The following is an 11,989-nucleotide window of genomic DNA, read 5'->3' as shown; positions in this document are numbered from 1 at the left end:
GTATAGGGGGAAGAAGATGATAGCAGCAATTATAGTAGGAGCGGTAATTCTTTTAGCTTTGATTATTAAAGGGACTGTAAAGTCTAGAAGCTTTCGCTTGTATAAAGAGGAGCTTCCAGATGAGCTTGGAATACATAAAGATAATGGTTTTGAAGATATTGTTCATTCACTAGAAGATTCTTTACCGGCAGCCTATGTTCAACAGGTGAAACAGCGTATGAAAGGGCGAAATACAAAAGCTGATGAAGTAGAATGGACGTTTTTTGAGATGAAGCGCTACTTTTTATTAAATGCAGTCATCAAAGACGTACCGATGTTTAGTGAAAAAGTGGATGAAGTGTGGCACGAAATGATTATGTTTACAGTAGATTATGAGCGTTTTACAGAACACTTTTTCAACCGCTTTTTGCATCACCAGCCAAATGTAGATACAGCTCCGTCTCCACAGCCGGATAAGCGAGCATTTTTCGATTGGATGTATGCTCATTTGTTTGACATAACGGGTAACAGCCGACTGCTTTGGGGGAAATTTTTTCAGCATCCGCTTGGTAAAAATACACTTCAAGATTTTCAAAGATTGTCAGAAGATGAATTACTAGATCGCTATTTTTTAAGAAACGGCAAATGGGAAAAACAGCAGAGAGCCCTGGTTCAAACGTTAAAAGAAGAAGTCACTGCTGCTCGAAAAAGAAAAAAAACGGGCGGATCAACTTATTTTAAAAAAGCGGCTAAAAAAGGAAATGTATCAAACGAACTTCTTCTTCAAGGCTTTGTTTTTTATTCTCTCTACAAAGCCACCAGCTTTTCAAGCCATATGAATGAGCTGCTGCTATATAAAAAGACGATGTATGCGGGAGATACAGCCTCTTACAGCGGGTATAGCTGTTCAAGCCCCTGGGAAGACAACCGCCACCATCACCACAACGATGGAGGTCATCACCATCATGACAGCGGCAGCAGCTGTTCGAGTTCAAACTGCAGCAGCTCTAGCTGTTCAAGCTCCAGCTGCGGGAGTGGGTGCAGCAGCAGCTGATAAAGTAAAAAAACTCGTTTTATACGAGTTTTTTTACTTTAAATGCAACAACGACAAAATGATTCACTGACAAGCAATGAAAAATTTGGTATAATCGTTACGTTTTTAAAAAAGGAGAGACAGTGAAAATGAATATTTTATGGGACTTTGATGGAACCATCTTTGATACCTATCCAACGATTGTAAAAGCATTCAAAGAATTACTAACAGATCAAACAATCTCAGAAGATGATATTTTGAAACAAATGAAGATATCTTCTGACGTAGCAATTAAGCACTTCGATATTGAAAAGTCTTTGTTTGATAAACACTTCCATGTGCTTGAACAGAAAATCAATCCTAAAGATAAGCCTGCTTTTCCTCACGTAGAAGACGTACTGAGCTTTGCGGATACAAATGTAATTGTTACGCATAAATCTAGACAGTCTACTCTTGATATTCTGGCATTTTTTAATATGGAGCACTATTTTACGGAGATTATTACAAAAGATGATGGCTACAAACGAAAGCCTGATAGCGGCGCTTATGCCTATCTTCACGATAAGTATCAGCTCGATTTAGTGATTGGAGACCGCGAGCTCGACTTAAAACCTGCCCGTGAACTGGGAATCAAAACATGTGCATTTCAAAATGACGACATCGAAGCAGATTATCACCTTACATCATACGATCAATTCTTTACAACTGTCGTAAATAAAAACTCGTGAAGCTATTCTTCACGAGTTTTTATTTGTTCAGGCTTATGTACTTCGGGAATTTCACCGAGCGTATAGTTCGCTACTTTTGTAATGTTACTATTAGCAAAAAAGTAAAACTCTCCGTCAACTCCGCGAATTTTTGTCGTGCGCAATCCAATTTCTTCAACAGTTCCTTTCGTATCATTTATGGATACGTGATCTCCTACTGAGAATTGATCTTCAAATAGAATAAAAAAACCGTTTAAAATATCTTTAATCAAATTTTGTGCACCTAAGCCTGTAATAAATCCTGCTACGCTAATACCAGCTAAAAGTGCTTTCATATTAATTCCGATTGCTTCTAAAGATGTGATAAGTACAATAAAATACACGACGTACATGACAATGCTCAGACAAAGCTTTTTCAGCGTTATTTCTTTACGTTCGTTGTACCTCAGCAGCTTGGTTTTAAATCTGAAATCAAAGATTTTATTAATTACACTACGAGCAAACCTGATAACGATTTGAGCAATAATAAAAATCAAGATAATCTTTATAATTACTTCGCTAATGTCAATCCACTTACCAGTATTAAATAAAGTTTGCTGTACCCACTGTATGTCTTTCATGATTAAGTCCCTTTCTTGCTTTATAAAATTTTCTCTACTGAATAGTATAATTTATTTTTAAAAATATACTACTAGAATTTATTAAGAGGCGTTTGAACTATTGGTTTATTTTAATTTATTTGTATTTGGTACATGTAATGAAAACTCCTTAATTTAGAAAAAGTGAAAATCTTCAGGTATAGATATTTTTAAAACATTTCTTTATACAAATATTAAATAAAACCTTATAGCAGAGATTAGTATAGATCTTATTAACAAACATTATATACAGATATTAAAGAAAGAAAAATCCTGTAAAAACCCAATGATATCAAGGGTTAGAGAGGGAATTACTTTTCAATAAATAACTGTGTGGAAAATAGACCTTTTTTGTGAACAGCATTCTTTAGCTAAAAGATGTTTTTTATAACAACAGATATGGAAACTATTTTATTCACTATGTTTTTTCTTCTATAATAGACGGATTTTAAAACTCACAGCATGAAGATTTCTATTAAAAGTATGAATTATTTCTACTGTGGATAAAAATCGTCGTGTTAAAGAGTAAATAATCTGGAAATCATCGTTAATAAAAAAATAAAAGGGATGTTTTTATTAACAAAGAGGATGATATAACAGTCATTGAATATGTTTTCTTTCTTTTGTGGATAAGTATGAAGGTATTTTTTTAGCCATATTCCGTAGTTATACACAAGAAATATCATTTGTTTGAACTCATTCCGTTTAGATAGATAGAATAATGGAATTGGATAGCTGCAAAAAGGGGTGTTTGTTTGCACTATTTGTATCAAAAAGAGAAGAGAAAGGAGAGAAAATAAAAAAAAGACATGCCAAAGAAGCCCCTTATGAAGCTGTAAGTTCGGCAGGGACTTGATCTTGAAGATTTTTTGAAAGCTCTTTTCGAATGAGCGTACGGATTTTTCCACCGTAATTTTCAACGACTTGAGCATCATGGCTGAAGAAGGCCTGTTCAATCAGAGAATAAAGGGCAGACTTCACTCGTTCGATACCATATTCAAAAGAAAGCTGAACCAAATCAGCGATGTCTTCGTTTTGGAATGAAGACATAACAATTCCAGTAGAATCTGTGCTGTGTCCAGATAATTTTACAAAAGTCTCTTCAATAGTACGTCGAATCGCCGCATCGTATTGATCTTTCTTTTCTTGTTTTGACATCTTGCCATTTTTAGCTCCGTCTTTTAAAACAAAGAAAATAGTAGATCCTTGGACAACAGTTTTAAATGCGCTCGTCTGTGTTTCAGCTATTTTTTGCATCATACCTTTGTAGTGAGTATATTTCGGCGTGAAAATTTTATAGTCATTAAAGCTAATTTTTGAAGTGTTTTCTCCAGGATTAAACTGACGCTTAATCGTATCGTTGTCATAAACCAATTCTTTGCGCAGCTCTAAGCGAAGGGCATTTACGTTTTCAATTAGAATAAGTTCTTCAAAGCGAGTATATTCTAATTCCATAAACCCAAAGCCGTGTTCTTCAAAATATTGAGGATAGGGAACAATACAAATATTGATTCCTTTGCCGCTGCGAGAATAAGAAATTAATTCTGTTTCCGCTAATACTATATTGTTGTTGCGAACTGTTCGAACTGTACAATCCAAAGCGGCTGCAATCTCTTTTTCAGAAACATCACAAATAATACCTCTTTCATCAACGTGAAGGAAGTGATAAAAAATTAATTGTGAAATTTGAGATTTAGATAAACGGTGATGCTCTGCCACTGTTTTGATTGTAGGGTTCCCATGAGCGTCTAGGTCCATGTGATCTTCAATATCTTTATATTTTTCTACGGTGCTAGACAATTGGCGAATAATTTGTTTTCCAATTTTCGCAAATTCTTTTTTTATCATGAGAATCCCTCCAATCTATTTCATATCAACAATAATTTATTAGGGTAAAATAACAAAGAATACCTTGTGAAAATTATATCAATAAGAAACAGAATCGCAAACGAACGAGTAGTACGCTAAAAACGGCAAAAGGTTCAAAGAATGCTGTCATATCAAGGGGTGCAGCGTATAGGTTTTTTAGTACGACAAAAACGGCAAAAGCAAGCAAGCGCCGGCAGAACAGTGTTTGTTACGATCAGTAAAAATCAAAAAAAACTTTATGCGTTTTAGTACGTAAAAAACGGCAAAAGGCTCAGTATAGTACGCCAAAAATAGCAAAAGTGAAGAGTAGTACGCTAAAAACAGCAAAAGTTATCTCGATTCACCTAAAAAAAGGTAAAAAAATCACTTCTCTGATCGTTGTAAATAACACAATGAATTTCATCAGTACGTCAAAAATGGCAAAAGCTATTTTTAGTACGTGAAAAACGTCAAAAACGACGTAGTAGTACGACAAAAACAGCAAAAGTTTTTGTTTAGTACGTCAAAAATGGCAAAAGCTTTATATATGCTGCGAAAAAAATAAAAAATGGGGTTTGAAAAGGCAATAACAAAGGGAAAAGCAACGTTTAGTACGCAGAAAACGGCAAAAGTAGTGAAGGAGTACATCAAAAACGGCAAAAGGTAGGATTGTTTTACGGAAAAAAGAGAATAATTAACAATTAATAAGGAATTAAGAGTAAATAAAATGAATGTAGTACGTCAAAAATGGCAAAAGAATCACAGTGGTACGTCAAAAACAGCAAAAGGTAGTAATTAGTACGCTAAAAACGGCAAAAGAAGCGAAGAGGTACGTAAAAAACGGCAAAAGCTTCTGGTTAGTACGTTAAAAATGACAAAACTTCCAAACCATGAAATAAAAGTAGAGGGATATTTTGTATTTATAAGCTGAAAGTGGCAAAATATCAAATAAAAAAGAAGGGAACAATTTACCCTTCCAATGTTTCTCTATGTTCTCCTCCAAAATAGTCTTGAATTTCATAATTTTGAAGAGGAATAAAAGAGATTTCAAATCCTTGAAGTTTTTGCTGATAACTTTGGATCAGTACTTGATTGCTAACAAACTCTGCTAGAGATTCATTAATTAATTTTAGATTGACATCAATTTTCTTTGAACGAAAACGAACTTTTGAAGCAAAATATTGATACGGGTAAAAATGGGTGTAAGACTTCTCTTGTAAATAACAATCTAATCGCTCTTTTTGAAATGCATACAGCAGCAAAGAAGACAGCGAGTTATCTTTAAACTTTTTAATAACATCACTGTAAATTTGTACAAACTGCTGATTTAAAAAGCCTTGATGCGTATCGTCGCTAAATACGATGGTTGCATATCGTCTGCCCGTTACTTCATCGGTTTCAATAACAGCCTTTTGGAAGAAGTTGATCGCAAATTTTGTATCTCTGGAATTTTTCTTCTTTGCTACACCTTCTACGTGATATCTGGCAATTTTCATAATGCGGGCTTCAACCGCTTCGTAGTTTTTTACACCTTTTGAATTATAAATTTCTTTCACGATATCCGCTAAATCAAGCGTCACCGTTTTTTCTTTATAAAACATCTCGTCGCGCTGTGAAAGGGCAAACTGGATAATTTGAGAATCTTTTGGATCTAATACCATATTTCGTTTGGAAAGAACCGTTTGATTATCATTCACAGGGATAATGGTGCGAATGAAATATTCTTCATCAACTTTATAGTCATTATATAAAACGACTTCTTGGGAGTTTGTTTTAACTTCCATATTGGTTTTAAGAGAATGACTTTCATTTGAGAAGATAGGGGCCTCTACCCACGAATTTAATCGTTTATCAATCCAGTTGCTTAAATTTCCATTGTATTTTTCTAATATGATTTCAGCAATTAAAAAAGTAAAGTCCGTGTGAAATGCTTTCTCTATTTGATAATTCATTTTTGAATCTAAATAAGGAAAATCGGTAATGTTTGTTTTTTTACTTTTAGCCCATGTCTCTACTTCTTTTAACTTTATCTTTAAAATATCTTCAGGTTTTTCTACGCCAAACAGCTTTTTTAAGTGTTCGGTATCCACTTTTTTATCCATCACCTTTTTGGCCAATTCAATGTCTTCAAAAATAGGATTAGGCTTTTCTGCTTTAATATCTTTTTTTAACGTTTGCAGCCAGTTTTTCTTATTTGATTGTCTTCTTTTGTAGGCTGGGTTTCGTATTTCCTTAGGATTTATTAATTTATTCTCTAAAACAAACGTATCTTGCAATATATTTAAAATGTAGTCTTCTATAAAATCTTTTTCATTCGAAAAAAACGAATGAGAATCATATAAAAAGTCTATGCACTTTGCTTTGATATTGTCATCGATCGCATCGCTGATTTGTTTAATAAGATAAGGAGAAAAATTAGATGGTTCGTTCATGTTGACCTCCTCTGTATGTATTTAATCTGTAACAATCTTATTATATCTTTTTTGAACGATACTCTAAAGGCTAAAAGGAAAATTCGTTTTTGTGAATGCTGTTTTATATTAAATTAGCCTAACTGGCTATTAGTACATATAAAGGCTTATTGCAAAGATAAAATGCTTTCTTTATAGAGCTTGTACAATATAAGTAGGTACTTTAGATGTAAGGAGAGTATTATAGTAGTTTTATAAAAGAGAAAAGCAAAGTACATTCATTGAGTTTGAAAATGGAAAAGTTTATACTTGCCAAGTACACTCTTTTTACAAATAGGGGGAATAAATATGTTGTTAAAACCTAAAGCAATTTTTTTAGATATGGACGGTACGATATTAAATCGCTCCAATAAAGTAAGTATTCAAACAAAAGAAATCATTGACGAATTACGAAAACAGGGAATTTTTGTTTTTATTGCTACGGGAAGAGCGTTTGATGAAATAGAAGAGTTAGTTCCTGAAGGCTTTCAAGTGGATGGATTTATCACGTCAAATGGTATGGCAGGGTACGTAGGAAAAGAATCAGTCTTTCAGCACTCGCTTTCGCTTCAATTGGTGGAAACTATTATTGAAAAAGCAAGAGCGAACAAGGTATACTACGAGCTTTTCCCGTATGGCACATCTCGCGTGACGTTAAAACAAGATCAGTCCTATGTGGAAAATGAAATTAGAGAGCCAAAGCCAGACAGTGTGGAAATTAACGAATGGCTTTCTCGTAAACAAGCGATTAAAGAAGAAATTGACTGGAAAGATTCCGTAGAAGGAAGCGAATTTTCAAAGTTCTATTTCTTTGCAAGAACGCACGAGCATATCGATAAATGGAAAGAGGAGCTTGAAGAACTTAAAAAAGAAATCGACTTTACAACTTCTACTTCATCTAAACACAATGTTGAAGTGATGGTGGCAAACGTAAATAAAGCAACGGGGATTCAGCAAATGCTAAAACATTTTAATTTGCCCGAGCAAGACATTCTAGCAATTGGCGACAGCAATAATGATTTACCAATGTTTCAGTTTGCCAGCTATGCCGTAGCGATGAAAAATGCGCCGGATCATATTAAAGAAATTGTCGATGACGTAACGGAATTTAACTGTGACGAAAACGGCGTATCCCATTATCTTTCTAAATTTTTATTGCAAAAATCTACTAGAAGTAATCCCGTTTTATAAAAATTAATCTATTTCACCACAATGCATTATAACCAGCCCTTCAAAACATCGTCTTTTAGGCGGTGTTTTTAGTATACATAAGATGAAAAGTAAACCGTTCATTATTTTTAGTTATAGCACTCTTAGCTAAAAAGAATAGCTAAGAATAAATCTTCTATAACTTAAAAATTATGTTATAAACAACATAATTATATAACTATCCTCGTAACTATCCCTGCAAAACACCTCTCAGCCCTGATGAGTCCCACCATGCCAAAGCATAAAACATTTTAAAATCTAAACTTTTTCTTTCTTTAAACTTTTTATAAAATGCGCAGAAAAGGGATTGTATCTCCGTATATTTAATGCTAATATAACATTTAATGAAAATAGTATAACATATTTAGTTTTATTTTATAATTAGTATGACATAAATGTTGAGTTCAATCGTTTTTTTTTGAAGTGTTTATAATCACAGTTTCCACAATATTAGTCCACTCATTACCAATAAAATATGTATCTTGCAAGCTACTAAATGATAGTTGAACAAAAAATGCTAGCGTTATTAAACTATTAAAATCAAAGAATAGGAAGGTTTAATGTGAATAAAAGAAAAATTGTCTATATAGTTTCCGACTCAGTAGGTGAAACGGCTGAGCTGATGGTAAAAGCAGTTTTAACTCAATTTAGTGGAGAAGATATTGAAATTCAAAATACTTCTTACGTAGAAGATGAGCGAAATATTGATAATATCATTGCTGAAGCAAGGTGTAACGAGGCCATCATTGCGTATACTATCGTCATCCCACCTTTAAAACAATATCTTGACCAAAAGGCACAAGAAGAAGGAATTGTAGCCATTGATTTAATGACCCCACTTATGAGTGCCTTTAGCCAAACCTTTAATAAAGAACCTAATCTCCAACCGAGATTAACGAGAAAATTAGACGATAACTATTTCCGAAGAGTAGAAGCAGTTGAATTCGCTGTTAAATATGATGATGGACAAGACTTCAGAGGCATCAAGCGAGCTGATCTAGTGTTGATTGGTGTTTCGAGAACATCTAAGACGCCACTTTCTATGTATTTAGCTCATAAAAGTCTTAAAGTAGCGAATATACCTTTAGTTCCAGAAGTGACTCCTCCTGATGAACTTTTTACTATTCCGAAAAATAAATGTATTGGTTTAGTTATTACACCGGATAAGCTCAATGAAATCCGAAAAGAACGATTAAAAAATTTAGGTTTAGCGTCTCAAGCCAATTATGCCAATGTAGATCGAATCCTTGAAGAGCTGGACTATGCTGAGAAAATTATGAAGCGCATTGGCTGTCCTATTGTTAATGTCTCAGGTAAAGCAGTTGAAGAAACCGCTGAAGTGATATTGAGCATGTTAAAAAAGGACAAGATGAAAGGGTATGTATAAAAATGCCCATTATGTAAGACAGATAACTTGTCAGACATACTTAATCTGTAGAGAGTCAGGTAGAACAGGCGTGTTGCTAAAAGGTGCTTTTTTAAAATATAAAAGATAAGGAAGATTTTGATGAGCAATGTATATAAAAAAACAGACGTTATCTTAATTGGGGCCGGAGTGATGAGCGCAACGTTGGGATCTTTACTAAAAGAGTTAGCGCCGGAATGGGAAATCAAAGTATTCGAGAAACTCGCAGATGCAGGAGAAGAAAGCTCGAATGAATGGAATAACGCAGGGACTGGCCATGCTGCACTGTGCGAGTTGAACTATACATCTGAACAAGCTGACGGATCTATAGATATTACGAAAGCAGTGCAGATTAATGAACAGTTTCAGCTTTCAAGACAGTTTTGGTCGTATCTTGTAAGCAGTAATTTAATTCATCATCCGCAAGAGTTTATTATGCCAATCCCTCATATGAGTTTCGTACAAGGAGAAAAGAACGTATCCTTTTTGAAAAAACGTTTTGAAGCGCTATCAAATAATCCGTTGTTTCAAGGGATGGAATATTCGGATCGTCCTGAAAAGCTAAAAGAATGGATGCCGCTTGTTATGAAAGGCCGTACATCGACTGAAGCAATTGCGGCAACCAAAATCGACTCAGGGACGGACGTGAACTTTGGGGCTTTAACTCGTATGTTGTTTACACATCTAAAGAATAAAAGCGTAGAAATTAACTATAACCACAGCGTTGAAAATCTAACACGTAACGCAGACGGCTTGTGGGAAGTGAAAGTACATGATATTCATAGCGGTAAACAGGAATACCACACGGCGAAATTTGTTTTTATCGGAGGAGGAGGCGGAAGTCTGTCTTTACTCCAAAAAACGGGTATTCCTGAGTCCAAACATATTGGAGGGTTTCCGGTAAGCGGATTATTTATGGTATGCAATAACTCCGAAGTTGTAGCGCAGCATCACGGGAAAGTGTACGGAAAAGCAAAGGTTGGCGCTCCGCCGATGTCGGTTCCGCACCTTGATACACGCTATATCGACCGCAAAAAAACACTGCTGTTTGGACCTTTTGCCGGATTTTCACCAAAGTTCTTAAAAACGGGTTCAAATTTGGATTTAATCAATTCTGTAAAACCGAATAATATTTTAACGATGTTAGCAGCAGGCGTCAAAGAGATGGGCTTAACGAAATACTTGATTCAGCAGGTGCTGTTATCTAATGAAAAGCGTATGGAAGAACTTCGCGAGTTTATTCCATACGCAAAAAGCGAAGACTGGGATATCGTCGTAGCGGGTCAGCGTGTACAAGTAATCAAAGATACGGAAGCCGGAGGTAAAGGAACTCTTCAATTTGGTACCGAAGTTGTGAGTTCAGCTGATGGTTCCGTTGCTGCATTGCTCGGTGCTTCGCCAGGTGCTTCGACTGCCGTTCATGTCATGCTTGAAGTGCTGGAAAAGTGTTTCCCGGAGCATATGAAGAAATGGGAATCAAAAATAAAAGAAATGATTCCTTCTTACGGCTTGTCACTGGTAGAAAATCCAGCGCTTTTTAACGAAATTCATGCTTCTACAGCACAAACGCTTGATTTAAGTAAAAAAGAACTTGTGTACCAATGATTTTAGGCAGCCTTTGATACGTATACTCTATATTAAAAGAGTTTTTTAGATAGTTAAAGCATTTAAACGACATGTGAAATCTATAAGAAAAAATGAGGGAAGTTCGTTATATAACGGACTTCTTTTTATTTATTTCCTTTACTAGCAGAATTTACTTCGTATTCATGATATAATTACTTATTAGTAAGCGTTTACATATAATGGAGTGGAAAATTGGAAAATAGCTATTTCGAGGAGCCGATAAAAGATGATTCTAACTAATACATCTTTACTAACGAAAGAACAAACGATTTTTAACCATACAGGGAATAAAATTAAATTAGAAGACAGAGAGATTGATATTGTTGCTCGATTTGAAGAGCCTCTTGTTCTAGTTTTAGGAAATGTCCTAAGTAACGAAGAATGTGACGAACTTATACAGCTATCCAAAGATAAAATGCAGCGATCAAAAATTGGTGCTGCACGTGAAGTAAACAGTATTCGAACGAGCAGCGGCATGTTTTTTGAAGAAAGCGAAAACGAGCTTGTACATCAAATCGAAAGACGACTTTCTAAAATCATGGGACCATCTATTGAATATGCTGAAGGTCTTCAAGTTTTAAAATACTTACCTGACCAAGAATACAAAGCACATCACGATTATTTCACTTCTGCAAGTAAAGCATCTAAAAACAACCGTATTAGTACATTGGTTATGTACTTAAACGATGTCGAAGAAGGAGGAGAAACTTATTTTCCTAAGCTGGGTCTTTCCGTATCTCCGACAAAAGGAATGGCCGTGTACTTTGAATATTTTTATAGTGATGCTGAACTTAATGATCGTACTCTCCACGGGGGAGCTCCTGTTATAAAAGGAGAAAAGTGGGTCGCTACCCAGTGGATGCGCAAACAAAAAATTCGATCGTAAAAACAAAGGTTTGAAGAGCCCTATTAGCTATTGTTAATGAGGGCTCTTATTTATGTTACAAAAAAATAGCAATCATGTTAGCCAGTTATTATATTGAAATATTCACACTTATTCTATTTGTGCGGCTATTCCTTATTCTTATAAGGCGGTAGACGATAAATGTATTTGTAGTGTAAAATATCCTCATGATTAAAAATCTGGATACAAA

General features: G+C 34.8%; 9 protein-coding genes. 6 read left to right on the top strand and 3 right to left on the bottom strand.

Going from position 1 to position 11,989, the window contains the following annotated elements; genetic code table 11:
• The first annotated feature begins 16 nt into the window (after window positions 1–16).
• Together ACFX40_RS21585 and ACFX40_RS21580 are read left to right on the top strand one after the other, a co-directional pair.
• Window positions 17–1,033, top strand: a complete 1,017-nt coding sequence (locus ACFX40_RS21585; RefSeq protein ID WP_098248209.1) for a glycine-rich domain-containing protein — start codon at window positions 17–19, stop codon at window positions 1,031–1,033.
• 128 nt (window positions 1,034–1,161) lie between these two features.
• Complete coding sequence (locus ACFX40_RS21580; protein WP_028409020.1) at window positions 1,162–1,740, top strand: HAD-IA family hydrolase; 579 nt, start codon at window positions 1,162–1,164, stop codon at window positions 1,738–1,740.
• Between the two features lie 2 nt (window positions 1,741–1,742).
• Here ACFX40_RS21580 and ACFX40_RS21575 read toward each other — a convergent pair whose 3' ends face one another.
• The 3 genes from ACFX40_RS21575 to ACFX40_RS21565 all read right to left on the bottom strand — a co-directional run bounded on the left by ACFX40_RS21575 (window position 1,743) and on the right by ACFX40_RS21565 (window position 6,637).
• Entirely contained in the window at window positions 1,743–2,339 is a 597-nt protein-coding gene (locus ACFX40_RS21575; RefSeq protein ID WP_025751311.1) for a mechanosensitive ion channel family protein, read from the bottom strand.
• Between the two features lie 843 nt (window positions 2,340–3,182).
• Window positions 3,183–4,205 (bottom strand): hypothetical protein, encoded by a 1,023-nt coding sequence (locus tag ACFX40_RS21570; RefSeq protein WP_098332883.1) that lies wholly within the window; start codon window positions 4,203–4,205, stop codon window positions 3,183–3,185.
• A 968-nt stretch (window positions 4,206–5,173) separates the two neighbouring features.
• The gene (locus ACFX40_RS21565) at window positions 5,174–6,637 is read right to left on the bottom strand and encodes a hypothetical protein (RefSeq protein ID WP_028409018.1); all 1,464 of its coding nucleotides are present in this window, start codon (window positions 6,635–6,637) and stop codon (window positions 5,174–5,176) included.
• Window positions 6,638–6,964: 327 nt separating this feature from the next.
• On the opposite strand from ACFX40_RS21565, the gene ACFX40_RS21560 reads away from it, so the two are divergent.
• The 4 genes from ACFX40_RS21560 (at window position 6,965) to ACFX40_RS21545 (ending at window position 11,781) form a co-directional block, all read left to right on the top strand.
• A complete protein-coding gene (locus ACFX40_RS21560) occupies window positions 6,965–7,846 on the top strand; it encodes an HAD family hydrolase (RefSeq protein WP_060746856.1) in 882 nt (293 codons plus the stop codon).
• A 580-nt stretch (window positions 7,847–8,426) separates the two neighbouring features.
• Window positions 8,427–9,251, top strand: a complete 825-nt coding sequence (locus ACFX40_RS21555) for a pyruvate, water dikinase regulatory protein (protein WP_028409016.1) — start codon at window positions 8,427–8,429, stop codon at window positions 9,249–9,251.
• 120 nt (window positions 9,252–9,371) lie between these two features.
• Window positions 9,372–10,874 (top strand): malate:quinone oxidoreductase, encoded by a 1,503-nt coding sequence (locus ACFX40_RS21550; protein ID WP_098524688.1) that lies wholly within the window; start codon window positions 9,372–9,374, stop codon window positions 10,872–10,874.
• Between the two features lie 247 nt (window positions 10,875–11,121).
• On the top strand, window positions 11,122–11,781 hold the full coding sequence (locus tag ACFX40_RS21545; RefSeq protein WP_013057538.1) for a 2OG-Fe(II) oxygenase: 660 nt from the start codon (window positions 11,122–11,124) through the stop codon (window positions 11,779–11,781).
• Window positions 11,782–11,989: the final 208 nt, after the last annotated feature.

Source organism: Priestia sp. YIM B13552 (assembly GCF_042787775.1).
Classification (GTDB): Bacteria; Bacillota; Bacilli; order Bacillales; family Bacillaceae_H; genus Priestia; species Priestia megaterium_E.
This window is presented reverse-complemented; position numbering and strand designations above follow the sequence as displayed.

Bases quoted from the DNA above. Each gene is read 5' to 3' on its own strand.
- ACFX40_RS21560 (WP_060746856.1), top strand. From the start codon at position 6,965: ATGTTGTTAAAACCTAAAGCAATTTTTTTAGATATGGACGGTACGATA.
- ACFX40_RS21545 (WP_013057538.1), top strand. From the start codon at position 11,122: ATGATTCTAACTAATACATCTTTACTAACGAAAGAACAAACGATTTTT.
- ACFX40_RS21580 (WP_028409020.1), top strand. From the start codon at position 1,162: ATGAATATTTTATGGGACTTTGATGGAACCATCTTTGATACCTATCCA.
- ACFX40_RS21575 (WP_025751311.1), bottom strand. From the start codon at position 2,339: ATGAAAGACATACAGTGGGTACAGCAAACTTTATTTAATACTGGTAAG.
- ACFX40_RS21565 (WP_028409018.1), bottom strand. From the start codon at position 6,637: ATGAACGAACCATCTAATTTTTCTCCTTATCTTATTAAACAAATCAGC.
- ACFX40_RS21585 (WP_098248209.1), top strand. From the start codon at position 17: ATGATAGCAGCAATTATAGTAGGAGCGGTAATTCTTTTAGCTTTGATT.
- ACFX40_RS21570 (WP_098332883.1), bottom strand. From the start codon at position 4,205: ATGATAAAAAAAGAATTTGCGAAAATTGGAAAACAAATTATTCGCCAA.
- ACFX40_RS21550 (WP_098524688.1), top strand. From the start codon at position 9,372: ATGAGCAATGTATATAAAAAAACAGACGTTATCTTAATTGGGGCCGGA.